28 protein-coding genes are annotated in these 24,797 nt (G+C 44.3%); 2 read left to right on the plus strand and 26 right to left on the minus strand.

Annotated elements, in window-relative coordinates; genetic code table 11:
* The first annotated feature begins 232 nt into the window (after window positions 1-232).
* Together BLW60_RS01180 and BLW60_RS01185 are read left to right on the plus strand one after the other, a co-directional pair.
* Window positions 233-907: a hypothetical protein gene (locus tag BLW60_RS01180; protein WP_074714080.1), complete on the plus strand. Its 675-nt coding sequence runs from the start codon at window positions 233-235 to the stop codon at window positions 905-907.
* On the plus strand, window positions 907-2,601 hold the full coding sequence (locus tag BLW60_RS01185; RefSeq protein WP_074714081.1) for a vWA domain-containing protein: 1,695 nt from the start codon (window positions 907-909) through the stop codon (window positions 2,599-2,601). Before BLW60_RS01180 ends, BLW60_RS01185 begins: the two co-directional genes overlap by 1 nt.
* 36 nt (window positions 2,602-2,637) lie before the next feature.
* Here BLW60_RS01185 and abc-f read toward each other — a convergent pair whose 3' ends face one another.
* The 26 genes from abc-f to BLW60_RS01315 form a co-directional block, all read right to left on the minus strand.
* Window positions 2,638-4,164 (minus strand): ribosomal protection-like ABC-F family protein, encoded by a 1,527-nt coding sequence (gene abc-f, locus BLW60_RS01190; RefSeq protein WP_074714082.1) that lies wholly within the window; start codon window positions 4,162-4,164, stop codon window positions 2,638-2,640.
* Between the two features lie 363 nt (window positions 4,165-4,527).
* Entirely contained in the window at window positions 4,528-4,962 is a 435-nt protein-coding gene (dtd, locus tag BLW60_RS01195; RefSeq protein ID WP_074714083.1) for a D-aminoacyl-tRNA deacylase, read from the minus strand.
* A gap of 6 nt (window positions 4,963-4,968) precedes the next feature.
* A complete protein-coding gene (locus BLW60_RS01200; RefSeq protein ID WP_074714084.1) occupies window positions 4,969-6,939 on the minus strand; it encodes a beta-galactosidase in 1,971 nt (656 codons plus the stop codon).
* Window positions 6,940-6,952: 13 nt separating this feature from the next.
* Complete coding sequence (locus BLW60_RS01205) at window positions 6,953-7,492, minus strand: histidine phosphatase family protein (RefSeq protein ID WP_074714085.1); 540 nt, start codon at window positions 7,490-7,492, stop codon at window positions 6,953-6,955.
* A gap of 281 nt (window positions 7,493-7,773) precedes the next feature.
* Complete coding sequence (recN, locus tag BLW60_RS01210) at window positions 7,774-9,435, minus strand: DNA repair protein RecN (RefSeq protein WP_074714086.1); 1,662 nt, start codon at window positions 9,433-9,435, stop codon at window positions 7,774-7,776.
* Window positions 9,436-9,445: 10 nt separating this feature from the next.
* Window positions 9,446-9,889 carry an arginine repressor gene (argR, locus tag BLW60_RS01215; protein WP_074714087.1) on the minus strand — a complete coding sequence of 148 codons (444 nt, stop codon included), beginning with the start codon at window positions 9,887-9,889 and terminating at the stop codon, window positions 9,446-9,448.
* A 16-nt stretch (window positions 9,890-9,905) separates the two neighbouring features.
* Window positions 9,906-10,760, minus strand: a complete 855-nt coding sequence (locus BLW60_RS01220; protein WP_074714088.1) for an NAD(+)/NADH kinase — start codon at window positions 10,758-10,760, stop codon at window positions 9,906-9,908.
* An 11-nt stretch (window positions 10,761-10,771) separates the two neighbouring features.
* Window positions 10,772-11,557: a TlyA family RNA methyltransferase gene (locus BLW60_RS01225; protein WP_074714089.1), complete on the minus strand. Its 786-nt coding sequence runs from the start codon at window positions 11,555-11,557 to the stop codon at window positions 10,772-10,774.
* A complete protein-coding gene (dxs, locus tag BLW60_RS01230; RefSeq protein WP_074714090.1) occupies window positions 11,558-13,441 on the minus strand; it encodes a 1-deoxy-D-xylulose-5-phosphate synthase in 1,884 nt (627 codons plus the stop codon).
* 37 nt (window positions 13,442-13,478) lie between these two features.
* Entirely contained in the window at window positions 13,479-14,369 is an 891-nt protein-coding gene (locus tag BLW60_RS01235) for a polyprenyl synthetase family protein (RefSeq protein ID WP_074714091.1), read from the minus strand.
* A gap of 1 nt (window position 14,370) precedes the next feature.
* The gene (xseB, locus tag BLW60_RS01240) at window positions 14,371-14,574 is read right to left on the minus strand and encodes an exodeoxyribonuclease VII small subunit (protein WP_074714092.1); all 204 of its coding nucleotides are present in this window, start codon (window positions 14,572-14,574) and stop codon (window positions 14,371-14,373) included.
* A gap of 4 nt (window positions 14,575-14,578) precedes the next feature.
* The gene (gene xseA / locus BLW60_RS01245; protein WP_074714093.1) at window positions 14,579-15,769 is read right to left on the minus strand and encodes an exodeoxyribonuclease VII large subunit; all 1,191 of its coding nucleotides are present in this window, start codon (window positions 15,767-15,769) and stop codon (window positions 14,579-14,581) included.
* Window positions 15,770-16,717 (minus strand): tRNA (adenosine(37)-N6)-threonylcarbamoyltransferase complex transferase subunit TsaD, encoded by a 948-nt coding sequence (locus tag BLW60_RS01250; protein ID WP_074714094.1) that lies wholly within the window; start codon window positions 16,715-16,717, stop codon window positions 15,770-15,772.
* Window positions 16,710-17,126 carry a transcription antitermination factor NusB gene (gene nusB / locus BLW60_RS01255; RefSeq protein ID WP_074714095.1) on the minus strand — a complete coding sequence of 139 codons (417 nt, stop codon included), beginning with the start codon at window positions 17,124-17,126 and terminating at the stop codon, window positions 16,710-16,712. Before nusB ends, BLW60_RS01250 begins: the two co-directional genes overlap by 8 nt.
* An 11-nt stretch (window positions 17,127-17,137) precedes the next feature.
* Window positions 17,138-17,581, minus strand: a complete 444-nt coding sequence (locus BLW60_RS01260; protein WP_074714096.1) for a GNAT family N-acetyltransferase — start codon at window positions 17,579-17,581, stop codon at window positions 17,138-17,140.
* The gene (locus tag BLW60_RS01265) at window positions 17,578-17,919 is read right to left on the minus strand and encodes an Asp23/Gls24 family envelope stress response protein (protein WP_074714097.1); all 342 of its coding nucleotides are present in this window, start codon (window positions 17,917-17,919) and stop codon (window positions 17,578-17,580) included. Before BLW60_RS01265 ends, BLW60_RS01260 begins: the two co-directional genes overlap by 4 nt.
* A 147-nt stretch (window positions 17,920-18,066) precedes the next feature.
* Window positions 18,067-18,615: a SpoIIIAH-like family protein gene (locus tag BLW60_RS01270; protein ID WP_074714098.1), complete on the minus strand. Its 549-nt coding sequence runs from the start codon at window positions 18,613-18,615 to the stop codon at window positions 18,067-18,069.
* Window positions 18,616-18,630: 15 nt separating this feature from the next.
* Window positions 18,631-19,158 carry a hypothetical protein gene (locus tag BLW60_RS01275; RefSeq protein WP_074714099.1) on the minus strand — a complete coding sequence of 176 codons (528 nt, stop codon included), beginning with the start codon at window positions 19,156-19,158 and terminating at the stop codon, window positions 18,631-18,633.
* Entirely contained in the window at window positions 19,145-19,606 is a 462-nt protein-coding gene (locus tag BLW60_RS01280; RefSeq protein ID WP_074714100.1) for a hypothetical protein, read from the minus strand. The genes BLW60_RS01275 and BLW60_RS01280 overlap by 14 nt, the downstream gene beginning before the upstream one ends.
* Before the next feature lie 4 nt (window positions 19,607-19,610).
* Complete coding sequence (locus BLW60_RS01285) at window positions 19,611-20,702, minus strand: stage III sporulation protein AE (protein ID WP_074714101.1); 1,092 nt, start codon at window positions 20,700-20,702, stop codon at window positions 19,611-19,613.
* A 1-nt stretch (window position 20,703) separates the two neighbouring features.
* Window positions 20,704-21,099: a stage III sporulation AC/AD family protein gene (locus BLW60_RS01290; RefSeq protein ID WP_074714102.1), complete on the minus strand. Its 396-nt coding sequence runs from the start codon at window positions 21,097-21,099 to the stop codon at window positions 20,704-20,706.
* Window positions 21,093-21,290, minus strand: coding sequence for a stage III sporulation protein AC (spoIIIAC, locus tag BLW60_RS01295; protein ID WP_028516401.1), 198 nt, complete (start codon window positions 21,288-21,290; stop codon window positions 21,093-21,095). Before spoIIIAC ends, BLW60_RS01290 begins: the two co-directional genes overlap by 7 nt.
* Window positions 21,287-21,790, minus strand: a complete 504-nt coding sequence (locus tag BLW60_RS01300; protein WP_074714103.1) for a stage III sporulation protein AB — start codon at window positions 21,788-21,790, stop codon at window positions 21,287-21,289. The genes spoIIIAC and BLW60_RS01300 overlap by 4 nt, the downstream gene beginning before the upstream one ends.
* Window positions 21,780-22,697: a hypothetical protein gene (locus BLW60_RS01305; protein ID WP_074714104.1), complete on the minus strand. Its 918-nt coding sequence runs from the start codon at window positions 22,695-22,697 to the stop codon at window positions 21,780-21,782. The genes BLW60_RS01300 and BLW60_RS01305 overlap by 11 nt, the downstream gene beginning before the upstream one ends.
* 117 nt (window positions 22,698-22,814) lie before the next feature.
* Window positions 22,815-23,714: a carbohydrate ABC transporter permease gene (locus tag BLW60_RS01310; RefSeq protein ID WP_081348067.1), complete on the minus strand. Its 900-nt coding sequence runs from the start codon at window positions 23,712-23,714 to the stop codon at window positions 22,815-22,817.
* The gene (locus BLW60_RS01315) at window positions 23,711-24,655 is read right to left on the minus strand and encodes a carbohydrate ABC transporter permease (protein WP_242872803.1); all 945 of its coding nucleotides are present in this window, start codon (window positions 24,653-24,655) and stop codon (window positions 23,711-23,713) included. The genes BLW60_RS01310 and BLW60_RS01315 overlap by 4 nt, the downstream gene beginning before the upstream one ends.
* Window positions 24,656-24,797: the final 142 nt, after the last annotated feature.

A 24,797-nucleotide genomic window follows, 5' to 3' on the forward strand; every position in this document is an offset into this window, starting at 1 on the left:
ACAGGCACAAGCAAAAAGCAAAAGAGTTCGTGTGAACCGATGTAAGGATATATCATAAAATATGCTCAGGATATAATAATTCGTGAAAGATCCATATGAAAAAATCATGGAGTTATAATTGCTGCGGAATATATATACTTCAATTGAATACAGTGATAATTGACATTTTGACAAATATGATATATAATATATAAAACGTATTTTTACCGATCATAATGATGGGGGGATAGTATTGAAAAAATATTTCGGACAGATCGTTTTCAACGTGACCGTTGCAATCATGTCAGTATTATTGTTCGGATGTACGGATCTGCTTGATTCCGCAGTATTATCTATATTAGCGATCATTGCGACAGTTGCACTTCTGTCATGGGGTAATTACTATTTTATTAAAATTGCAAGTCTTGGAAGAAAGGCTTTTCAGCGTGCATATATACTTGATGAACACACCTTCGAGTCGCTTAATCAGCCTGAGGATTATCTCCAGGTAATGAAAGATCTTAAGGATTATGCGCCGTGCAGGCAGGAAGCTGCAAGGCTCATAGATCAGTGGGAAGCTTTCCAGAAAAAATCTGTTACTCTTAACACTATAAGCGACGGCGCAGGAGTCTATGAGCTCGTTAATCAGGACATACAGTCGGTAATGCTCAGCAATATGCTTCTTTTTATGAAAAGAACAGCCATAATCCAGTCTGCTTCACATAACGGTGAACTGAATATGCACAAGGATTATCTCAGAATGCTTACAGGCAGAAACGAAAAGATACTTAATGATTACACCAATTTACTTATTGAAGTTTCACAGCTCACCGACAGTGAACGTAAGAATACAGAGATAAAATCTTTAAGTCTTATAATCGAATCAATACATGATTATAAAAAGGAAATGGAAAGTGAGGATATATAATGAACAAAAGCAAATCACCCGTTATAATCGCTGTTATAGGCGCACTGGTAACCATGATACTCATAATCGTAGTTATCAACAGCAACTCTTCAAAGAAAGAAGGAAAAAAAGCACCTGTTTCGCAGAAGAATGTTACAGAGACACTCGAAAGCTGCCTTAAAAGCATTAAAGTAACAAATGCCGAAAAAGTAAAGGGCACTGTTGATTACTCAGACAAAGGCGCAGCTAACCTGCCTAATATCAATACAAAGTATCCCCTTACAGTACAGGGTACAGGCGATGTAGACATTGAGATCTTCTCAACATCTGAAAAAGCAGGCAAGAACAACAACGGCTGGCTCAATGAAGTAGCTGAGGAGTTCAACAAACAGGGCAACCGCCTTTCAAACGGCAAGTCAATGTCAGTAAGCGTCAGAAGTATCGCTTCGGGTGCTTCATGCGATTACATTACAAATAATGTATACATTCCACAGGCTTATACACCTTCAAACGAGCTCTTCGGTGAACTTGCTGTCGAAAACGGTGCAAAGCTCAAGCTTGAAGCTGAGTCTCTCGTTTCTAACGTAGCAGGAATTGCAATATCACGTACAGCTGCATCAACTCTCAAATCAAAGTACGGCAATGTATCCTTTGAAACTATCGTAGATGCCGTTGTATCAGGTGAATTACAAATGGGATATACTTATCCTTATACATCTGCAACAGGTCTTAACTTCCTCGTAAATGCTCTCCAGCACTTTGACGGCAGCGATATGCTCAGCAGTGCTGCTATTGAAAAGTTCCAGCAGCTCCAGAAGGGTATCCCTTTTGTATGCTATACTACAGACCAGATGGTAAACGCTATGCAGAGCGGAACTCTCCAGGCAGGCGTTGTTGAATATCAGGCATATACCAACAGTCCTGTATTAAAGGGCGGCTATGATTTCGTACCATTCGGCTACAAGCACAGCAATCCGCTTTACAGTGTTGGTGAGCTTACACCTGATCAGCAGGAAACTCTTTCTGCTTTCCTTAAATTTGCTCTCAGCGACGGTCCGCAGGCTCATGCAAGAGAATACGGATTTGATCCCGATAATTCATTTAGCTATAACACTTCAAAGCTCAGCGGTTCTGATATAATCAGCGCACAGCGTCTCTGGAAGGAAGAAAAAGACTCGGGCACACCTACAGTTGCTCTCTTTATTGCTGATGTTTCGGGAAGTATGGGCGGCGATCCGCTTGCAAGACTTAAAGAATCTCTCCTTGAAGCTTCAAAGAACATAAAGCCTGACAACTATGTCGGACTTCTTTCATACAGCGATAACGTTTCATTGGAGCTTCCTATTTCACAGTTCACACTTGAACAGCAGTCCTACTTTGCAGGTGCTGTTGAAAGAATGAGAACAGGCGGAAATACCGCAACATATGACGCTCTCCTTGTTGGCGTTGATCTTATAAACCAGTACAAGCAGACAGTTCCCGATGCAAAGGCTATGATATTCCTTTTGAGCGACGGACAGTGCAACGAGGGATATGATTACAAAACAGCAGCAGATATCGTTGATTACTACGGTATACCGATCTATACTATCGGTTACAATGAGGATATCGAATCTCTGAAGGATCTTTCTTCAATAAATGAAGCCGTATATATAGACGCCGATAATGACGACGTTGTTTATGAGCTTGCAGCTCTCTTCAACGCACAGATGTAAAAGCAAACCGCAGGATTTATATCCTGCGGTTTTGTTTTACAGCTCTATTGTGCGTGTTGCGATTTTTTCACGAAATCTTGCATCGTGCTCTACAAAAAGCATAGTAGGCTCATATTCCAGAAGCAGTTTCTCAAGCTGCATTCGTGAAAACACGTCAATATAGTTCAAAGGTTCATCCCATATATAAATATGTGCCGGTGTGAGCAGACTTGCCGCAATAAGTACTTTCTTTTTCTGTCCCTCGGAATACTCCGAGATATCCTTTGACAGCTGCACACGGTCAAGATCAAGATCCCGAAGTATAGTACTGAACATACTCCTGTCAAGACTATGTTCCTCGCAGTATTTTTCGATACTGCCGCAAAGTCCGCTTGTATTCTGGTCAATATAGGATATTACAAGTCCCGAAGCGATATCACAGGTACCGCTTTCATGTACATTGCCAAAAGGGACATTATACCCTGCTTTATTAAGTATAGCTTTTATCAGCGTTGATTTTCCGCAGCCGTTGCTGCCATGAAGTGCTACACGCTCACCGCCGCATATATTCAAGCTTATACTGTCAAGGACTGCTGTCTCGGAATTATCGTATTTAAGGCTGTAATCCGCAATGCTTACGAGATTTTTCCTGTAATGTGTAAGCTTTTCAAGCTTGAGCTGCTTCATTCTCTCGATATCACTGAGAAGTCCTTCTTTTTCTTCGATCTGACGGTCGATACGCTTTTCTATGTTTTTTACTCTGCTCTGCATTTTCTTAGTCTTTGCACCGATAAACGATCTTGTGGAGATGCAGCGGTCATTTTCCTTTATTGGATCAAAGCCTATCTTTGTGCGCTCGTTCTTATCAGCCCAATCGGAAGTTTTTTGCGCAGCCTGCCTAAGCTTGCGTATCTCTTTTTTGTGTTTCTCGTTTTCAGCCATTGCAAAGCTGTCCCTGCGTTGTTTGTTCTCCCACCATACTGAAAAGTTACCGCTCTGCACCTCTATGCTTTTACGGTTAAGCACGAGTACATGGTCGATGCAGGTGTCCAAAAGATCACGGTCGTGTGATACAAGTATAAACCCTTTCTTGCCCGACAAATATTCCTTCACCTTTTCACGAGCTTCATGATCAAGATGATTTGTAGGCTCATCTATCAGCAGGAACTCATTCTCGCCCGAGAAAAGTACCGCAAGCAGTACCTTTGTCTGTTCACCGAGACTGAGCGTACCAAAGCTTCTGTAAAGTATATCCGCAGATTCACCAAGCTTTTCAAGCTCGCATATTACGCGCCATTCCTCGCACTCATTCCTGAGTTCGTATATAAGCTCAGAGCCTGTCATTTCTTTCTGATTTTCACTGATATGATACGGAAAATACTCAAATCTGACAGAAGCCGTGATACTGCCGTTATACCGGTATTTCCCAATAAGAAGATCAAGAAACGTTGTTTTTCCCTTTCCGTTTCTGCCTATGAAACCAAGTTTCCAGTTTGTATCAATGGAAAAGGATACATTCTCGAATATATTATCGAAGCTTCCCTCATAATAAAATGTTAATTCATTAACTCTTATCTGTGACATAAAAATTCCTCCTTCCACGGTCCTGTATGCAAAAAAACAGAACCATTTGCTGCCAAACAGTTCCATTACATACTTATAACCTCATGGTCGGAGGGAATAGACATCACAATACACCTATACTGTGATATATATACACAAAAAAGAGGTTATGAGAACATAATCCACTTTTGGCAACATGATAAGACAGTACAGCATACGCCACACTGCCGCATAACTATTCATGTGTTCAAAAGCAGATCATTTTTTCATCCTGACACCTCTTTTTTAATATTTTTTATATTATATCATATCATCATGTTATTGTCAAGCAGTGTTTGCTTGAAAAAGCAGCCGCTTTCTCAATAAAAACAACTAAGTTTACCGTTATTCAAGTATGACAGTAAACGGTCCGTCATTGAGGAGCTCCACCTTCATGTCAGCTCCGAATGAACCTGTTTCGACGTGCTTGCCCTTGCTACGGAGATACTCCACAAAATATTCATACAATGCATTGGCTTTTTCGGGCTTGGCAGCCTGTGTAAAATTCGGTCTGTTCCCCTTGCGGCAGTCGGCATATAAAGTAAACTGAGGAACTACCAGAAGCTCGCCGCCTACTTTTTCAAGGTCAAGATTTATCTTGTCGTTTTCATCGGAGAATATCCTGAGTCCGCATATCTTATCGCCAAGTCTGCGGCAGTCCTCCTCAGTATCTTCGTGACCTACTCCGAAAAGGAGAAGAAATCCAGTATCTATCTTTCCGATTACTTCACCGTCTACTGTTACGCTTGCTCTGGTAACTCGCTGTAATACTATCCTCATCTGTGCTTACTTCCTTACTATATCCATATCAAAAGGTTTCAGGCAGAGTTTCTCTCTGTCTCCGCCGTCGATAATACTATACATTGCCTTCGGAAGTGTTATATGCACTTCCTTTTCTGTATTGTTGAAGAAGAATATATAATCATCTGTTCCATTAGTGCGTGTAGTTACCTCTACTCCGCGCGGGAGCTCCATTAAACGCGGTATACCTGTCTGCTTCATAATGTTTGCAGCAAAGCTGTCGTAGAATTTGTAATCACATAATGTTCCGATGTAGTATGCTACACCACTGCAATAACGATTCATGGTGACAGCAGGCGTACCGTCATAGAAAGTATCCTTATACTCAGCATATGCACGGGCTGTTGTAAGCTCAATGATATCGCACCATGCTGTACAGGTGAACTGGCTTCCAGAAAAGTCCTCTATGGTCTGTTCAAGCGGCCCTATGGGATCATATTCAGTTATTTCCGCACCGATAAGCTCCCTGTAAACTGTTGGCAGAGGTTCCATGATACAGTTGTTGTTCTGATCCTTTACGCCGCTGCGGTTGGTCATTACAATAGTTCCGCCCTTGATAACGTATCTGTATATATTCTCGGTAGCTTCTTTTTCATAGATGTACATTGCAGGTGCTATGACTGCCTTATATCTGGTCAGATCGGAGCTTGGTGAGATAATATCCACATTTGCTCCGTAACGTGTAAATGATGCGTGAAGGAGTTTCAGCTGTTCAAGATAGTCATAACCCTCAGTCTGGGGCTGTATACCAAATGCCCAGTCGTTATCGGGCGAATAAAGTATAGCTATCTCGGATACTATCTGCGTAGTCTCAATTACACTGAGCTTTGCCGCAGTACGGCAAAGTTCTGCGAATTCCTTAAATCTGCGGCCTAAAACGTTGCTGTGGTCGATAAGTCCGTGCCAGTACATCTCTGCACCTGTGTTAGCTGTTCGCCAGCGGAAATGCATGACCGTATCTGCTCCGTGTGCCATAGCCTGCAAAGCATAGCCCTTTATCTGCCCCGGACGCGGCGTGGGGCTCATTGGCATCCAGCTGCCTGTTGGTCCGCTGAGCTGCTCCATTACCCAGAAGTTGCTCTGCTTGACTCCGCGCATGAGGTCAAGCTGGAAGGAATGAGAATATATCTCCCCCTCCTCCTCTGGGATAAGTACAGGCGGATAATTGTCGTAGGATACGAAGTCCAGCAGGTCGAAAAGCTTGTAAAAATCAGGAGTATTCTGACTGAACCAAACGTTAGTGGTCACTTTGGCGTTTGGATTTACACGCTTTATCATCATTGCCATTTCATTTATGAACTTGATCGCCATGTCCGATGAAAATCTGCTGTATTCAAGACAAAGGGCAGGGTTCTGCCATGCCTTTGGATATGCATTAGGCGGCTGTATCTGTGATATATCGCTGTATTCTCCGCTCCAGACCGTATTTCCGAATGCGGCATTGATATTTTCAAGAGTATCATGCTTGTCAAGGAGCCAGTCTCTGAAAAGTCCACGGCACACCTCGCAGGTACATGGATATGCTTCTATCTCGTTATCTATCTGCCATGCAACGATCGCACGGGAATTGGCATATCTCTTAGCCAGCAGATCGGTTATGCGCTTGGCATAATACAGAAACATGGGCGCATTTATGCATCTGTGCGCTCTTATGCCCGTCTGTATCCTGTTGCCGTCTGCTCCCACACGTGCAATGTCGGGATAAGTCTCATACATCCACAAGGGAGGACAGCTGGTCGGCGTACACATTATTACTCCGATAGAATGGCGTGCAAAAATACTTATGGCTTCATCAAGCCATTCAAAGCAGAATTCGCCATCGCGCGGCTCAAGCTTTGACCATGCAAATTCACCTATACGGACAAACTTTACGCCTGTCTTTGCCATAAGATCTGCATCTATTTTCCAAAGCTCTCTGTTCCATTGTTCGGGATAATAATCTACGCCAATTCTCATAACATCACTCCGCTCAGTTTACGTTATATTCGATAAGTCCGCAGTTGTCCATGAACCAGTTTGCAAACTCATCTGTTGTCATATCATTGAAATAGGTCTCTATTACTCGGCATATTCCGCCATGACTTACTATAAGCACGTTCTTGTCTCTGTACCTGCTTATTATGTCGTCAAGTGCCGTATAGACCCTGTGGGAAAGCTGAAGAAGTGATTCGCCACTCTTTCCCATTCGTACCCCAAAGTTTATTTTGTTTTCGGCAAAGCCTTCCGTAAATCTACTCTTGCCTTCGTATTCACCGTAATCCCATTCTCTGAGACGTTCGTCGATGACCATATCTATGCCGCATTTTTCGGCAACTGCTCTCGCAGTTTTCATAGCGCGCTTCATCGGCGATACTATCATAATGTCGATATTCCCGAGCTCATTTATCTTCTCAGCAAGCTCCTGCGCCTGCTTTTCGCCTGTTTCATCAAGGTCGATATCAGTAGTTCCCAGAATTATCTCCTGCTTGTTGTACGCGGTCTGTCCGTGCCGCGTGGAATATATCTTCAATACCTATGCCTCCATTGATCGTGTTGTTCATATTGAAGGTCTATGTAATTGACGGGGCAAACCTTTCTGAGGAAAGGTTCTTCCCCGTACCCCTTTCCAAAGACTTTTATCTGGTTTTTCCACCGATAGGGCACACTCAGTATACTATAAATCTTTTATTTTCTCAGAGTGCCCTATCGGTGGAAAAACAAAAATGGAAGTTTTAGGGAGGGAGTTTGAGGGAGGACCCTTTTTCAAAAGGGGCTCCCTCAATAACATACCCTTACTATATGAACAGCACGTTATAATTCAGACGCTTTTTGTATCTCGGCGCGGGCGTTGTCAAGCATAAGTGCGCTTGGATCGTCACCGCCCATTATTCGAGCTATCTCAGATACTCTTCCGTCCATATCGAGCTGCATAACGTGAGTCTCTGTGCGGTCGCCCACTATCTGCTTTTCGATAAGCAGGTGATTGTCCGCCATGACTGCTATCTGAGACAAGTGCGTAACACATATTACCTGTCTGACTTTGCCTATCTCTCTCAGCTTAATGCCTATTTTCTGCGCTGCTTTACCGCTTACGCCTGTATCTATCTCGTCGAATATCATAGTGGGGATAAAGTCCTTGTCAGCAATTACGCTTTTAAGTGCAAGCATTATTCTCGAAAGCTCACCGCCCGATGCTATCTTGGATATGGGCTTGGGTTCTTCGCCCTTGTTGGCGGAAATCAGAAACTCCACCGAGTCCATACCATTTACTGTGAGCTTGCCCTTTTCGTGGCGAACTGCTATTATCACGCCTGCCATATTGAGAAATTCAAGCTCTGCCGTAACACGCTCCGTGAAACGCTTTGCAACTGTTTCGCGGTATTCATAAAGTGCCTTTGCCTGCTCCGTTACCTTGTGAAGAAGCTCCTCACGCTTTGAAATGAGCTCCTTTATCTCGGTATCCGAGCTTTCAAACTGCATTATCTCGCGGCAGGCATCATCGTAAAGCTTTACGAGCCCTTCGCAGTCTGTTGCGTACTTACGCTTCAGCTTATTTATGGAATTGAGCCTTGTACCGAGGTACTCCAGACGCTGTCCGTCAAGCTCCACCTTGTCTGCAAGGCTTTCAAGCTCGGAAGCTATGTCTGCAAGCTCTATCTCTGCTGCCGAAAGTCTTTCGTAAAGGCTGTTCAGAGTCTCGTTTGCATCGGTAAAGCCTGCTATCTCGGTCTCTGCCGAAACTATCATATCCGATGCTGCTTCTTCACCTGTCAATGCGTTTACCGCACTCTTTATGGCTATTATGGTCTTTTCCGAATTCTTGGCAGTCTCATACTCCTTTTCAAGCTCGTCATCTTCGCCGTCACGGAGTTCAAGCTCACCTATATCGTCTATGATCTCGTTGAGCTGTCTGCTGCGCTCGATACGTGTCTGTTCAAGCTTTTTAAGCTCGCCAAGCTTTCGCGCAGTCTGCTGCAATTCGCGGAATGTCACCCTGTATTCGTTTAAAAGTGTATCATCTCCACCGAAATCATCAAGTATCTGCAAATGCTTCTCGCTGTCAAGAAGTATCTGGTTATCATGCTGTCCGTGGATATTTATAAGCATGGAGCCTATCTCTTTGAGAAGTGCGGCAGGAGCTGTTCGCTGATTGATCCTCGATACGCTTCCGCCGTCTGCGCTTATCTCTCGCGTTACAGTTATCTCTTCATCATCGTGTGATATGCCAAGCTCGTCAAGCTTTTCGCAGACCTCATTGGAAAGGTCTGTGAACAATGCGGTAATTACAGCCTTTTCGCAGCCTGTACGCACTATGTCCTTTGTGCATCTTTGTCCGAGAACAGCATTTATGCCATTTATGAGTATGGATTTACCTGCTCCTGTTTCACCTGTGAATATGTTCAGCCTGCTGTCAAGTGGAATGACCGCTTCCTTGATAACAGCAAGATTTTGTATATAGATCTCCTTTAACATCTGTCAGAGCTTACCTCCTCGGGAAAAGCTCGCTGCGGAACTTTTTGGAAAGCTTTTTCGCATCTGCTTCGCTTCTTACAAGTATAAATATGGTATCGTCACCTGCAATAGTGCCAACTACGCCCTGATGCTCTACGGAGTCTATAGCTGCACAAGTTCCCTGAGCCATACCTGCACGGCATTTCAGTACTATTGTATTCATTGCGTAATCCACTGATATCACGGCTTCTTCAAACAATGACCTTTCAGCAACAGCTGCCGCAGGTACGGAATAACGGTATACTCCGTGCTCGTCCCTCTGCTTTACAAGTGACAGCTGCTGGATATCTCTTGACAGTGTTGCCTGTGTAGTCTTTATACCTCGCTGTGCAAGAAGCTGTATAAGAAGCTCCTGTGTTGCTACGGGCTGCTCATTTATTATCTCAAGTATTGCTTCATGTCTGCGGTTCTTCATAATACCACCGTTTTCCTTACTTTATAGGTTTGCACATTTTTTTGCAAAGTGACTCATGGAACGAATTTCCTATGAGATTTATAAAGTTTATATTGTTCTTTCCACGGCATATCTCTATACTGTCGCCGTTTCGGAGACTTACAAACAGCTCACCGTCAACATTGATGACCATGCTGTCATCACGCACAGTAACGTCCTTCATAATAAGCTTTCTCTGGGGCGAGAACATTGTCGCACGTGAAAAAAGCGAATGAGGACAGATGAGTGTCATTTCGATACATTCAAGGTCCGGCTCTATTACAGGTCCGCCTGCCGAAAGGGCATATGCCGTAGAGCCTGAGGGAGTGCTGAAAAGTACTCCGTCAGCACGGTATCTTCCAACAAGATAGCTTTCGGAATAGACCTCGAATTCACATATCCTGAAGCTTCCAGACCTTGCGGATACCTCATTGAGGACTGTTGCTGTTTTATCACCGTCAGCACTGTGGTATACCACATCAAGCGTCATTCGCGGTGAGAGCTCATACTCTCCCGTTGTAAGCAGACTGAGCTTGTCCAGCTGGTCGGCTTCAAGTCCTGCCATAAAACCGAGAGTTCCTGTATTTATGCCCAGAAGCTTTGTATCACTTCCGATGAGAAGCTTAGCACAGCGCAGTATCGTTCCATCGCCGCCTATGGCAAGAACATAATCTGCTGTCTTTGCAGCTTCTCTGATATCTTCAAATTTAACAAAGGGCTTATCAGAAAAGTCGTTTCTGAATAACTCGCTGACAGATACCTCTATACCGCATCTGTCAAGCACATCGCATACCTCACGTGCACAGCTGAGCGCATTGGGCTTCTGAAAATTAGGGTACAACGCTGCCTTCATAAACGCACTCCTTATATTTTATTGAAGGAGCTATCGGTAAGCTCCTTGAAATCATGTTTTTTCTGCTCTCCCGCCGACTTTCTCAGCAGGACAAGATATTCTATATTTCCGCTTCCTCCGCGGACGGGTGAATACGTATATTTCTCCGCGATAAATCCTACCGACACGGCAAAGCTGTCGATCTCGGAAAGTACACGGATATGAACCTTCCTGTCCTTGACGATGCCGCGCTTGCCTATATCGCTGCGTCCTGCTTCAAACTGCGGCTTAATGAGGACTGCTGCACATTCTCCGTCTTTGAGGAGCTCATATACCTTTGGTATTATCTTTGTAAGGGAGATAAAGGATACATCTACAGATATGAAGTCTGCCTGTCCGCCTATATCCTCCGCAAAGACCTCGCGTATATCAGTTCCTTCCATATTCACCACACGGGGATCGTTTACAAGTGTTTCTGCAAGCTGTCCGTGTCCTACGTCTACTGCATATACCTTAGCTGCACCGTTTTGCAGCATAAAGTCGGTGAAGCCGCCTGTGGAGGCTCCTATGTCAAGACAGACCTTGCCATTCAGGTCTATACCAAATTCGGCTACAGCCTTTTCCAGCTTTAACGCACCTCTGCCTACATATGCCTCTGTTTCGGAACATTCTATCACATCAGCCTCAGTGACCTCGTCAGAGGGCTTGCCTGCTTTTTTACCGTTTACCGTAACACTTCCCGAACGTATCATTTCCTTTGCACGTTCGCGGCTCCTTGATAGTCCTCTGGTTACAAGCTCAGCGTCAAGTCTTGCCATTTATTTTCTCCTGCCGCGGATATACTCCGCCATTTTTTCACTTGTAAGTCCAAGCTTTTCAAGACATGACATTACAGAAGCCTGCTTTACAAAGCCGTTAGCCGTTACTCGGCTGTAATCTCCGCGATAGCCAAGCTCGGCAAGTACATCTCCTATCTTTTCGGAAATACTTCCCTCGCCCATAGACTCCTCAAAAAACACGATAGTATGATATCTGCTTATCTCTTCGCCTAAGTCGCTCTCAAGAGGATATATTTTCGTAAGCTTCAGTATATCGCAGTTTATGCCGTCGCTTTTGAGCAGCTGCTGTGCCTTGTATGCTTCATTGTAAAGTCTGCCGTAGGTTATTATGAGTATATCGCTGTTTTCTTCACGTATATAGAGATGCTCGGTAGTAAGGTGGTATTTACTGAATGACATCTCCTCAGAACCTCGCGGATATCTTACCGCTGCAAGTCCTGTTTCGCTGTATAACGCCTTTTTCATGCACATCTTCATCTCGGAATAGCATGAGGGCGAATATATTACCGTATTTGGGATAGTTGTGAGCATAGGCACATCAAGAAGTCCCTGATGTGTCTCGCCGTCCTCGCCGACTATGCCTGCACGGTCAATGCCAAGCACGATATGCAGTCCGCCAATGGCGATATCATGGACAAGCTGATCGTAGGCACGCTGCAAAAATGTTGAATATACAGCAAATACAGGCAGCATACCCATTGAAGCAAGTCCGCCTGCAAATGTTACTGCGTGCTGCTCGGCTATACCAACGTCAAAAAATCTCTCGGGATATTTGAAATGGAAGAACTGCAAGCCTGTTCCGTATTTCATAGCAGCTGTTATAGCACATATCTTTTCATCTTTTTCCGCAAGACGCACAAGCTCCTTGCCGAATACTGTTGAATAGCTGTCTGCTGCCGAAACCTCGGGATTTCCTGTTGCTATGTCAAATTTTGAGATACCGTGATATTCTCCGGGATTTTGCTCGGCAGGCGCATAGCCCTTGCCCTTTACAGTCTTGACATGGATAAACACAGGCTCGTGATATGACTTAGCCATATGCATAACTTCTTCAAGCTCCGACAAGTTATGACCGTTTACAGGTCCGAGATAGATGAAGCCCATGTCCTCGAACATTGTGCTCTGCTCAAGGATATTTGACTTTACGGAGTCCTTGACGTTCTTGATGCCTTTGGCAACGCTGTTTCCCACAAGGGGTATCATTCCGAGGCCGCGCTCTACTGCTCGCTTAGTGGAAAGATACTTCTCGGTATTTCTCAGAGAGGTAAGGTACTTTGAAAGTGAACCTACGCTCTTTGATATGGACATATTATTGTCATTGAGTATGACTATGAGATTTCTTTGCAGACCTCTTCCGCAGTTGTTCATAGCTTCATAGAACATTCCGCCTGTCATAGCTCCGTCACCGATAACTGCCACAGCATAGTTATCCTTGCCTTGCAGCTCCATTGCTTCGGCAATTCCGCAGGCAACAGACACAGATGTACTGCTGTGACCGCTTATGAACGTATCATGTGGAGATTCCTCAGGCTTGGGGAAGCCTGATATACCGCCCTCCTGCCTGAGCGTTGAAAAGCTGTCAAGTCTGCCTGTAAGTATTTTATGTGTATATGCCTGATGACCTACGTCCCATACTATCTTGTCCTCAGGCGAATTGAAATTGCGGTGTATCGCCATAGTGAGCTCTACCGCTCCCAGATTTGACGCAAGATGTCCGCCAGTAGCGGATACTGTGGAAATAAGGATATTCCTTATCTCCTTGCATAAGCCTGCGCACTGGTTAAGCGAAAGCTTTTTCAGATCTTTGGGGAGATCAAGCTCCTCCAGTGTGACCTTTTCATTTATATTTATGTTATCCTTCATTTTTACGAAATGCGGATATCTCCGCAGCTCCTTTTAATTAGTTCTTTCTCTTCAGAAGCATTTCCGTCAGCTCTGTGAGGAATGCGTCCTTACCGAATACTTCAAGACAGCCAAGTGCCTCTTCTGTAATGCTGTTGGCTATCTCCTGAGCCTTTTCAACTCCATAAAGTGTTACAAATGTGGTCTTGTTTTCCTCGGCATCACTGCCTACAGGCTTTCCAAGCTCCTCAGTTGTGCTTGTAACATCAAGGATATCATCTATTATCTGAAAAGCAAGTCCAAGCTTAAAGCCGTAGTCTGCGGCTGCCTGTATCTTTGCTTCATCTGCTCCTGCACATATACAGCCCATTATGCATGATACTGCAATGAGCTGTCCTGTCTTGTGGCGGTACATATTGCGCAGATTTGCTTCGTCAACATCACTGCGCTCCTCATTTTCCATATCTATGACCTGTCCGCCTATCATTCCCTCTCTGCCAACTGCCTTGGCAAGACATGAGATGATCTTTACTTTCTGCTCAGCGGTAAGGCTGTCATCGTTGGCAATTATCTCAAAAGGCTGAACCGAAAGTGCATCGCCTGCAAGTATAGCCATTGCTTCGCCGAATGCCTTGTGACATGAAGGCTTTCCGCGGCGGAAATCATCATTGTCCATTGCAGGAAGATCGTCATGTATAAGCGAGAATGTGTGTATCATCTCTATTGCAGCAGCAGGTGCGGCTGCCTTTGTGTAGTCGCCGCCCAACGCGTTGCAGAATGAATATACCAGCACGGGACGGATACGCTTTCCGCCTGCTTCAAGGGAATAATTCATTGCATCTATGAGATTTTTCTGAGCGGTCATAGTTTCCGAATGGGTATTGTATTTTCTGAGATTTTCCTCAGTAAAGCTTATATATTCGCTTAGCTTTTCTTTAAATCCTGACATATTATTTCTCTGACGGAGCTGTTCCGTCGTCCTCCGTGATCTTTATCTGTGCTTCATCGAGCTGTTTGCGGCAGGCTGCTGAAAGCTTTACGCCCTCGCCATATAATTCCACAGCTTTTTCAAGCGGGATATCCCCTTTTTCAAGCTCGGTCACTATCTTTCCGAGCTTTGTCATATTATCTTCAAATGTAAGCTTTTCTTTCATTTTATCACCATTTATCAGTTATCTCGGCTTCAGCACCGCCGCTGCCGAATGTGAGCTTTATCTTGTCGCCCTTTTCAAGAGCCTCGGAACTGCTGAGGAGCTTGTCCTCTTTATATACAAGAGAATATCCTCGTGAAAGCACTTTGAGTGGACTCAGGCTGTCAAGCTTCGCTATCCTCTCAGAGAGCTGATGCTCAAGGCGTTCATAATATCTCGAAAAGGCTGCTTCACGCCTTTTGTCGAGTCCTGCAAGCTTCTCGGCAGTAAGTTTTAGCCTGTTTTCGGGAGACTGTGCCGAAAGACGGGCGTTAAGCGCGATAAATCTGTCACTTGCCTTGTCAAGCTGCGCAAGTACAGACCTTTCTGCCCTGCGTTCAAGTATGGCTATCTTTTCATACAGACTTGCCATATCTGGAGCTGCAAGCTCCGCTGCTGCCGACGGTGTAGGCGCACGAAGATCGGCTGCAAGGTCGGCTATGGTATAATCTGTCTCGTGACCGACTGCGGATATAACAGGAACTTTGCAGTTGTATACCGCATATGCAACTTTTTCGGTATTGAACGCACTGAGGTCATCGCTTGAACCGCCGCCGCGTCCTACGATGATAACATCACAGCCTGCGGCTTCTGCGCGAAGTATGCCCTTGCATACCGAGTCTGCCGCACCTTCACCCTGTACAAGTGCATTGACTGCATATATCTCACACAGGGGATAACGTCTCGATAATACATTTATGATATCGCGCACAGCTGCTCCGCTGAGTGAGGTAACTGCACCTATTTTCTTAGGCATAGGCGGCATGGGACGCTTATGAGCTGTATCGAATATTCCCTCTTTGGCAAGCTTCTTTTTCAGCTGTTCAAGAGCTGCGCCTGCTGCTCCTGCGCCCTCGGGAATGATATCATTGACGTAGAGCTGATAAGCTCCGTCACGCTCATATACTCCGATACTTCCCGAAACTATTACCGACATACCGTCCTCGGGCTCAAATCTGAGACGCGATGCCGCACTTGCAAACATCACTGCTTTAAGTGAGCTTTCGCTGTCCTTTAATGTGAAGTATACGTGTCCGCTGCGGTAATGCTTTACGTAATCGGTTATCTCGCCGCGAACCATTACGCCTTGGATATTTCTGTCGTTTTTTAGTATCGAGCCTATGTATTTATTTATCTGTGTAACTGTGATTACAGGCATTTATTTCTCTCCTGTGGTTTTCAGATAACCATATATAGCCACTCCTGCTGCGTTGTCGCATGAGAACTGCGGCTGCGCAAAGCTTGCAGTCGGAAATCGGGAAATTATCCTGTCGCGGATAATAACATCCGACATTACTCCGCCTGCAAATACAAGGGGAAGCTCTCCGTATTCGCTGACAGCATGGGCTGTCATGGCAATAATCGTCTCGGCAATGAAGTCAAGACAGTATTTCGCTATATTTTCGGGACTTTCACCGCTGTCAAGCATATCGCCGCACTTGTTCTCAACTCCCGAAAGACAGCAGCTGCCGTTTTTCAGTACAGCCTTTACCTTGAAGTGCTTGTTTGCGTTCATGGCAAGCTTTTCAAGCTCTGCTCCGCAGGGAAATTTAATTCCCAGCATTACGCCTGTACGATCTACAGCCTGTCCTGCTTTAAGGTCGAGAGATGTGCCTATCTCGGTTATTTTCAGCACAGTTTCTTCATCAGGCTCGCAGAGCAGGCAGTCGGTAGTTCCGCCGCTTACGTGAAAGGCTATGAAACGCTCATTCACAAGGTCGAGCCTGTCCGCAGAATACAGGGCAGCAAGTATATGTCCGATCTGATGCGAGGTGGTGAAAAGCTTTGCTCCCACTGCTGCCGCATATGAACGGGCAAAGCCCTCTCCGCAGAGAAAGCAGGGCATATAAGAACCCTCGATATTTCGCGGTCTGGCAGAAGCTGTCACAACCTTAGGAGCTGCAAGCTCATTCTCGCCGAAAAGCTGCTCCAGCATATCGGGAAGCTGTTTAGTATGGTGGAAAACTGCATCGCTCTGTCTGAGTCCAAGCTCTCCCTCTTTTACGGGAAGAAGCTTTTTACACTGATATACCTTGTTCTCCTCGCTGACATATACTGCCGCAGAGGTGGTATAATTACTGGTATCGACTCCGAGAAACTCAGGCATCTGCTTTTTCTTCCTTCTGCTCGTCTCGTGAGAATGCTCCGAGAACTCCGTTGATAAATGCTGTATCCTCCTGATATGTATACATCATTGAAAGCTTTATTGCTTCGCTTATTGCTGCGTTCATAGGAGTATTGTCGTCATACAGCGACTCATACATAGCTATGCGCAGGATAGCAAGATTGAGCTTTGATATTCTTGATACGCTTCTTGATTTGCTGTATTTTGAGATGATGCCGTCAAGCTCTTCTGCGTGAGCAAGAGTGCCCTCAACTATCTTCTTGACTTCATCGTTTACAGTTATCTCGTCGATCTCCTCTGCTATCTCGTAAAGCTCATTTATATTATCATCGCGCAGAAGCTGCTCAAATACCAGCTTGAATGCGCTGTCTCTTATTTCACGCCTTGTCATTTGTACACTCCTTATTTTTCATCTAAAACGCGGTACATGAATATCATTCCCTCGTTTCCTTCAAATCCGTTTTTTATGTAAAACTTCTCGCTGGGATAGCCCTTAGTTGTCATCAGTGCCATTGCAACGACTCCCTCTTTTACAAGTTCGTCCTTTGCATATCCTATGACTGATGTGCCTATGCCGCTTCTGTGAAGCTGGGGCAATACGCAGAATTCATCTATAACGTATTCACGTCCGTGAAGATAAGTAAGCTTTCTGCCGCATAATATCGCCTGTATACAGCCCTTATCCTCATATACATACCCTATGGACTGAGGTGCGGACATAAGCTCATTTATCCTTTTACGTGACAATTCATCAGACCATGCCTCGTTCCACGGCGGTGCAGCAAATGCTGCTGTGAATACTGCCGCAGCTTCCTCAAGGTCATCTGCTCTGTATCGGCGTATCATTCAAATACTACTCCGCTTACTGTTACGTTTACTCTTGCCACAGGAACTCCTGTCATATTCTGCACGTTTTCCTTTACAGCAGTCTGTACTTCCTGAGCTACATTGCAGGCTTTTTCGCCGCTCTTTACAACTATCTTCATGTCAATGGCAGCTACATCGCCCATCATACTTATTTTAATAGGTCCGTTTCTTCTGAGCTTGCTCATTTTGCCAATTTCACCGCCAAGACTTGCAACTCCGTTTACATCAAGAGCTGCAAGCTTAGCTATGGCTATTATTACATCTTCGGATATTTTCAATCTGCTTGATGCCGCAGGCTTCATCTCTTCAACTTCCATACTGAACCTCCGTTTACGTATATTTAAGTGTAAATTTTAATCAAAAGTTTGTTTACACCTACACTATTCTATTATAACATATAATTCAAGAAATAGCAACATACGCAGAGAAAAATTTACTTTATAATGTATTATGATTTACTACGCTTATTTAACTTCAAATATCCTGATATTTTCAGCAGGAACTTCCGTTTCACCGAGGATTATCTCCTTTATGGAAGCCGCCTGTGCCTTGTCAAGTCCCTCGGTCTTTACCACTACCTTAGCTGTCTCGCCGTCAAGATATGCCACACAGTCCTGAAATCCCTGTGCTTTTACGAGAGATTCTATAGTCCCCTCGCTCTCTATGAGCTTCGATACTTCAACAGCATCAAGTGCATTAACTACCATTTCATTCTCAGTAATATCCCCTCCGCCGATTATGGACTGCAAGGTCTGTACTGCTTCGTCACGGTCATTCATCTTGTCAAGCCGTGCCTGTGCAAAATAGTCACCTGCTGTCCCCTCAGCCGCGGCGTTCACAAACTCGGTCTGACCATAATTTATGGTCTCGCTCTGCTTTGTCATTGTCATTTTATCTTCTTTCATCATGTCAGGCGATGCTGTATAGTTTATGTAGACCGCTACTGCAAGCATGAGTGTAAGACAGGTCATTATGATCTGCTTTTTTCCTATAATAAGTGATGGCTTTTTCATTACCGTTCTCTCCTTTTATCTGAGTTTTGTTACGTATATTCTCGATGTTGGTATATCAAGGGCTGCTGATACTGCCTTATATATGCTTTCGCGTACCTGCGCACCTCCTCCGCCCTCACAAGCTACTACCGCTCCCGTTATCTCGGGCGATCTGACTGTTTCCACAAGCGCGTTCTTCTCGCTCCCCCCTCCTACTATAACATATCTCTCTTCCTCCTCCGTTTTATTATCACCGTGGCTGTACCGCCCCTCAGTTGCATAAACGTAGCGTTCATCACTCCCTACTGTAAGATATACCCTCACTTCTCCTGCACCTTCGATCTCCGAAAGAAAGACTTCGAGCCGTTTTTCTGTATCATTGCAGTATTTTTCAGTATCAACTGCACCAACGCATCTGTCAGATACATCTTTCTTTTTGGAAGCATCATCAGGCAGGAGCGAGGATATCATTATCAGCAGCAGTCCGCCAATTCCGCATATGGTCATAAATACAGCCCATTTCCTGCCTTTTATAAGTTCCCTGAGCTTTTCAGCTATTTCCATTTACGACCTCCGTTTCTTGTCCGAGACTGCAGCATATTATTTCGGCTGCTTTTTCAAAATCAGCCGTTCTGATAATGACTCTATTAATAGATATGCCACTTTCTTCTGAAATATTAACCTCTGTCACAATGTCATCAACTGTTATTCCTGCTGCACTCAGCTGTGAAAGAAGTATATCCGAGATATTTGAAGCAGTCTGTTCAACTACGGCATTGTCATATGCTTCTGTTGAAAAGCTGAACTCATTGCTGTCAAATATGCTTAGGTCGGGAAGTTCAATCTGTTTAATGCCGCCGAATATAAATCCTGCAACAACTATTGCAAATACAAGCCTGTACACAAATTCAGCCTGCGAACGCAGCCTTGTCCCCTCAGTAAGATGACTAATTATGCATATGCCTGCTGCTGTAACACAGACAGCTCTTACAGCTGTTGTTATATCTTCCATGTTCTCACCCCGCAGTCTGCATCAGTATAGCTGTACACAGAACAAACATCATTCCATAACAGATAAGCACTGTCTGAGCTATGGCAAGTCCGCTGTCAAGTGACTTCAATACCGCACTCATGTGCTCCTCACCAAACATATCCGCAGCCGCAGAAGCAGTCCATATCACTGCCCTGTATATTAGAATATGCAGAACAGGCGGAAGTATCATAAGTATTATCACTAAGCAGCCCCCTGTACCAACTGTTCCGCGAAGTATATCGAAGCTGCTCCTTACTGTAGCATATGCATCGGATACTGCTCCGCCAACTACTGGCACAAGCCCCGATATAAGGAAACGCGCCGTTTTTGTAGCAGCTCCGTCCGCCTTGGCTGCAAGTGTACATTTCAGCGTGAGAAAACCTGTAAACATTGTCATCGAAACTGTAAGCACCCATGTGATAAGCTTTTTCATTAGCTGTACTGCTCCGCCGAAATTGTTTTTTGAAACTGCGCCTCCTGTTACCGAAAGCATGGTGACTGCGCTCAGTATCGGCATGAGCATACCGCTTACAAGCTGCACTATAAACTCTGAACCTGCAAGGAGCATTATATCGTATACTCCTGCGCTGCCTATATTGCCGCAGGCGGCTGTTATACCCGAAAATACAGGTATGTACACTGCAATAAAACTACCGCAGAGCCTTACGCTCTCTATCGTCTGTGTAAAGACTTCAAAAAGAGGCGGTGCTATAACCGTAACAGCTGTAATTACACAGACTGAGCTGTATATCTTTTCTGAATTTCCTAAAATACTGCCGCCGAAGCTCTTTAAAACAGATGTTATGACGATAATCAGAAGCATAGTTCCAAGAAGCCGCAGCGGTGCTCCGCAAATCTCGGCAGTCCTTTTCGTAATTTCGCCCACAAGACCGCTGAAGGATATGCCGCTCAGTTCATCAGTGCTGTAGCTTATATCGTTATCCTGCAAGACCTCATCAAACTGTGATAAAAATTCGTTCTGTGAAGAAGCTGTATCTTCTGCATGAGCTGCTACAGGCACAAAAAAAGCAATGAGCAATATAGTTATAAGCAATGCTGTTAAAAACTTCTTCATGTCAGACCTTAATAAGCTTGTCTATCAATTGGACAAAGCTGTTCATAAGCGGCAGACTAAGTACTATTATTGCAGCCCTGCCGCAAAGCTCCGCCGCTGACGCTATGGCACCCTCGCCGCTGTCACGGCAGAGTTCGGCTGAAATATGTGTTATACAGCATATTGCAAGCACCTTGAATACTATTGATATACAGCTCTCGGATATACCTGCCGTCTCAAATATACTTCTGATCTCATCAATTGTCTCACCGAGAAATGTCATAAAAAATGCAATCACCAACACGCTGACTACTATTGATATCAACATTGACTGTTCGGAGCAATATTGTTTTAAGATCATAGCAATCAATGCTCCCACAACGCAAAATGCTCCAACTGAAAAACAATTGTCTACCATAAGCCGAACACCGTCTTTACTTTGTCGAAAAGATCACCTATCTCGTCAACGATGACCACAAGGACTACGATAAGTCCTGCAAGAGTCGTCATCATTGCCTGTTCCTCACGCTCCGCTCGTTTCAGTACAAGATTGAGCACCGCTACGATTATGCCTGTGCCTGCTATTTTAAATATCAGATCAATTTTCATATTATCATTATCCCTATGGCTGCGCCCGAAAGCACTCCAACACTCCTGTAAAGCTTCCCTTTTCGGTCGTATTCTCCCTGTCTCTTTTTATACAGCTGCTCGACCCTTGTGCGGATATCGTCTATGCCTCTAAGCTGCCCCTCCGCATCTGTAGTTCCGAGGATACTGCCGAGGGAAAGCATGATATCGAGCTCCTCATTATCGAAACAGCTTAGTTTGAGAAAAGACTCCGACCACTGTTCGCGGAAATCAGTCTCGTAACTGTAGCACTCGGGTAAGCTTTCAAAGGAGATATCCATTTTTAGTTTTTCACTTTTCAGCCGTCTGACTATGCTGTATACATCACTGTTTTTTGAACGTATCTCCGACTCGCATATGTTCAGTATCCTTTCTGCTGACCTGCAAAAATCCACTCCCTTTTTAAGTCTGTCTGCCATACTAAATCCGCAGAACATTCCGCCAAGTATGAAAAGAAATCCTGCACTTAGCTTAATCCACATTTTTAAGCCTCCTTATCTCCCTGACTTCTCCGGGTGAGCTTGAACCAGTCAGGAAAACCGCTGCATCAAACTTGCCTTTTTCGAGCAGATAGTTTATCTCCTTTCTCCTGCAAAGATCGCTGTAATTCACACCATGAGCTGTTACAACAAACTTTACTCCGCAGCCTATACCGTCAAGTATTGCTTCTGCGTCATTCTGTGAGGCTATCTCATCGCAGAAGATCACATCGGGCGAAAGAGTTCTAATAGCAGCCATGATACCTGCCGAGCGCGCACTTCCGCTTATAACATCGGTCAGACAGCCAATATCATTCTGCGGTACACCGCCTGCAAGACATGATATCTCATTACGCTCGTCTATCAGCGTGACCTTGCGAAAGCTTCCCGTAAGTCGGCAAAGTTCACGAAGCACTGTAGTTTTACCCGAGCTTACTCCGCCGCATATGATAACGTTCTTTCCGTAGGTTTTGGAAAAAACATCGTCTGCACAGCCTTTTATGCACCTTGATATCCTGAAATTGACCGATGCAAAATCAGTAAGTATAGGCGTTTCATTTGTTGAATATGTACCCGAAACTCCCACACGCACTCCGTTTTCAACTACGAAAAAACCTTCTCTCAGCTGCTTCACACAACTGTGCATTGAGTAATGACAAAGCCTGTCGATAACTTCACGGATCTGAACTCCGCTGACATTAAATGTATTTTCTGTCATCATTTCCGATAGCTCTCCGCTCTGACTTAAATAGCATATCTTGTCCGCATAGACAAGATATACAGGTCCGCCTGCCCGAAGTCTTATCTCCATTACATTTTCGAGTTTCTCGTACGGTATCGCTTTGATATTCTCTCTAATCTTTTCGGGTAAATAATTCATTACGGTTTCAATGCTTGTACTCCCGTGCATTTCATCATCTCCTTTTACTTAATCTTATTCACCGACGTATATCTTTATGCATAAAAAAAGGACGCTCAATGCGTCCATAAAAAAACAGCACACCGAAGTGTGCTGTGATTTTTATTATTATTCCTTTACGCCACCAAGAGCTACACCGGCAATGATGAATCTTGAGAGAAGTACGTATGCAATAATGATAGGAATAATTGAAAGTGCAATTGCAAGATAGATAGCACCATAGTCATTGAACTTATCTGATGACTGAAGAGCGGCAACCATCATTGGAAGTGTCTTCTTGCTGAGCTTAACATTGATAAGGATCATGTTAGGTGTGTAGAAGTTGTTCCAGCTTGCGATGAAAGCGAAGATAGCCTGTACAGCTATAGCCGGCTTCATCATAGGGATTGCAATTGATAAGAATGTTCTGAACTCGCTGCATCCGTCAATTCGAGCTGCTTCAACAATGTCCAGCGGGAATGACGACTTCATGTAGGAACGCATGAAGTATACGACCGCAGGTGCTGCAATAGCAGGAATAATGAGCGGCCAGTATGTATTTGTAAGATGCATATCAGACATGAATGATACGAAACCTGCTGATGTTACCTGCATAGGTACCATCATTACAAGGAGGATAACTGAGTAAGAGATCTCCTTGAGTTTGAAATCGTATACATGGATACCGTAAGCTGTAAGAGCTGAGAAGAAAACTGTAAGGAAAGTAGCACAAACAGTGATTATCAAGCTGTTCTTATAACCGTAAAGAGCGTTATATGAGAGCTTGAAGTTCTGGTCTGTTACGATCTTATGGAAGTTTGCCTTCAGGTTAGAGCCAGGTATGAATGAAAGACCGTTTGCGATCTCAGAATGCTCACGAGTAGCATTTATAATAAGTATGTATATCGGGAGCAGACAGATGATAGTAAGTATAACGAACCAAACGACCAATATAGTTGACTTTAATTTGATCTTAAAGCTGTAGTTGTCCTTTGCCTTACCGTAAACTGATTTCATATTTGTACTCATATGCTGATCCCTCCAAACTGCTTGCTTTCTCTCTTAGCCTGCTGAGCGATCTTTTTACGCTGCTTCTTCTTAGCGATCTCATCCTTATCACGAGTAATGTAGAATGCGATAAGTCCGAGTGCAAGAGTAATGAAGAAGAGGAGTACTGATGCAGCACCTGCATAGCCCATCTTGTTATTATCAGCCTGAGCATGGAAGTACTGGAAGATCATTACAGCCATAGTTCTGAGGTGTTCCTTTGGAGTAACTGAATTCGTGTAAAGGAAAGGAATATCAAACATCTGGAGACCACCGATCATAGATGTGATAAGTGTATATGCCATGATAGGTGTCAACAGAGGAAGAGTGATCTTTCTGAATACCTGTCCGGAGCTTGCACCATCGATGCTTGCAGCTTCAAACAGTGAAGGGTTGATACCCTGGATACCTGACATGAGCATGATCATGGTATTACCGAACCACATCCATGTCTGGATAAACATTACAACGCCGCGTGACTGCCATACACCGTCAATAAACTGTATGGACTCATAGTGCTCAGAAATCGGGTTTCTGTGTACTATACCCATCTTATTAAGGAGTAAGTTAATAGCACCCGGGTTTGTTTCTGACTGTCCGCAAAGCTGAAGGAAAAGTACAGCAACTGATGCAGCTGTGATGATATTTGGAAGGTACATAACGATCTTAAAGAAGCCCTTTCCGGGTATCTTTAACTGCGCTTCTGTAAACCATACAGCCAGTGAAAGTGAAAGAGCGATCTGAGGAATAAAGTTACCAACCCAAAGTATAACTGTATTCTTCAGACAATTGAAGAAACTCTCATGGATAACTCTGACTTTACGAGTACCGCCAAATAAGATGTCTTTGTAGTTTTGAAGTCCAACCCATTCCTGAATGGACTTACCATTGCCGTGGAAACTTACAATAAAGGTGTTAATCAACGGCCATAACTGGAAAAAGAAATAAACAAGGAAAAAAGGTAATATAAAAATATAACCATACTTAGCGTAGCTAATAGACTTTATACGTCTCTGCGCGCCTGACGCCATAACACACACCCTCTCGGAATAATAGTATAAATAA

Origin of the sequence: Ruminococcus flavefaciens (genome assembly GCF_900108555.1) — a bacterium.
Taxonomy (GTDB): Bacteria; Bacillota; Clostridia; order Oscillospirales; family Ruminococcaceae; genus Ruminococcus; species Ruminococcus flavefaciens_P.

What these genes read in the sequence shown, in the direction of transcription:
- BLW60_RS01185 (WP_074714081.1), top strand. Translation starts at nt 907, where the DNA reads ATGAACAAAAGCAAATCACCCGTTATAATCGCTGTTATAGGCGCACTG.
- abc-f (WP_074714082.1), bottom strand. Translation starts at nt 4,164, where the DNA reads ATGTCACAGATAAGAGTTAATGAATTAACATTTTATTATGAGGGAAGC.
- dtd (WP_074714083.1), bottom strand. Translation starts at nt 4,962, where the DNA reads ATGAGGATAGTATTACAGCGAGTTACCAGAGCAAGCGTAACAGTAGAC.
- BLW60_RS01200 (WP_074714084.1), bottom strand. Translation starts at nt 6,939, where the DNA reads ATGAGAATTGGCGTAGATTATTATCCCGAACAATGGAACAGAGAGCTT.
- recN (WP_074714086.1), bottom strand. Translation starts at nt 9,435, where the DNA reads ATGTTAAAGGAGATCTATATACAAAATCTTGCTGTTATCAAGGAAGCG.
- argR (WP_074714087.1), bottom strand. Translation starts at nt 9,889, where the DNA reads ATGAAGAACCGCAGACATGAAGCAATACTTGAGATAATAAATGAGCAG.
- BLW60_RS01220 (WP_074714088.1), bottom strand. Translation starts at nt 10,760, where the DNA reads ATGAAGGCAGCGTTGTACCCTAATTTTCAGAAGCCCAATGCGCTCAGC.
- BLW60_RS01225 (WP_074714089.1), bottom strand. Translation starts at nt 11,557, where the DNA reads ATGGCAAGACTTGACGCTGAGCTTGTAACCAGAGGACTATCAAGGAGC.
- dxs (WP_074714090.1), bottom strand. Translation starts at nt 13,441, where the DNA reads ATGAAGGATAACATAAATATAAATGAAAAGGTCACACTGGAGGAGCTT.
- BLW60_RS01235 (WP_074714091.1), bottom strand. Translation starts at nt 14,369, where the DNA reads ATGTCAGGATTTAAAGAAAAGCTAAGCGAATATATAAGCTTTACTGAG.
- xseB (WP_074714092.1), bottom strand. Translation starts at nt 14,574, where the DNA reads ATGAAAGAAAAGCTTACATTTGAAGATAATATGACAAAGCTCGGAAAG.
- xseA (WP_074714093.1), bottom strand. Translation starts at nt 15,769, where the DNA reads ATGCCTGTAATCACAGTTACACAGATAAATAAATACATAGGCTCGATA.
- BLW60_RS01250 (WP_074714094.1), bottom strand. Translation starts at nt 16,717, where the DNA reads ATGCCTGAGTTTCTCGGAGTCGATACCAGTAATTATACCACCTCTGCG.
- nusB (WP_074714095.1), bottom strand. Translation starts at nt 17,126, where the DNA reads ATGACAAGGCGTGAAATAAGAGACAGCGCATTCAAGCTGGTATTTGAG.
- BLW60_RS01260 (WP_074714096.1), bottom strand. Translation starts at nt 17,581, where the DNA reads ATGATACGCCGATACAGAGCAGATGACCTTGAGGAAGCTGCGGCAGTA.
- BLW60_RS01265 (WP_074714097.1), bottom strand. Translation starts at nt 17,919, where the DNA reads ATGGAAGTTGAAGAGATGAAGCCTGCGGCATCAAGCAGATTGAAAATA.
- BLW60_RS01270 (WP_074714098.1), bottom strand. Translation starts at nt 18,615, where the DNA reads ATGAAAAAGCCATCACTTATTATAGGAAAAAAGCAGATCATAATGACC.
- BLW60_RS01275 (WP_074714099.1), bottom strand. Translation starts at nt 19,158, where the DNA reads ATGGAAATAGCTGAAAAGCTCAGGGAACTTATAAAAGGCAGGAAATGG.
- BLW60_RS01280 (WP_074714100.1), bottom strand. Translation starts at nt 19,606, where the DNA reads ATGGAAGATATAACAACAGCTGTAAGAGCTGTCTGTGTTACAGCAGCA.
- BLW60_RS01285 (WP_074714101.1), bottom strand. Translation starts at nt 20,702, where the DNA reads ATGAAGAAGTTTTTAACAGCATTGCTTATAACTATATTGCTCATTGCT.
- BLW60_RS01290 (WP_074714102.1), bottom strand. Translation starts at nt 21,099, where the DNA reads ATGGTAGACAATTGTTTTTCAGTTGGAGCATTTTGCGTTGTGGGAGCA.
- spoIIIAC (WP_028516401.1), bottom strand. Translation starts at nt 21,290, where the DNA reads ATGAAAATTGATCTGATATTTAAAATAGCAGGCACAGGCATAATCGTA.
- BLW60_RS01300 (WP_074714103.1), bottom strand. Translation starts at nt 21,790, where the DNA reads ATGTGGATTAAGCTAAGTGCAGGATTTCTTTTCATACTTGGCGGAATG.
- BLW60_RS01305 (WP_074714104.1), bottom strand. Translation starts at nt 22,697, where the DNA reads ATGCACGGGAGTACAAGCATTGAAACCGTAATGAATTATTTACCCGAA.
- BLW60_RS01310 (WP_081348067.1), bottom strand. Translation starts at nt 23,714, where the DNA reads ATGAGTACAAATATGAAATCAGTTTACGGTAAGGCAAAGGACAACTAC.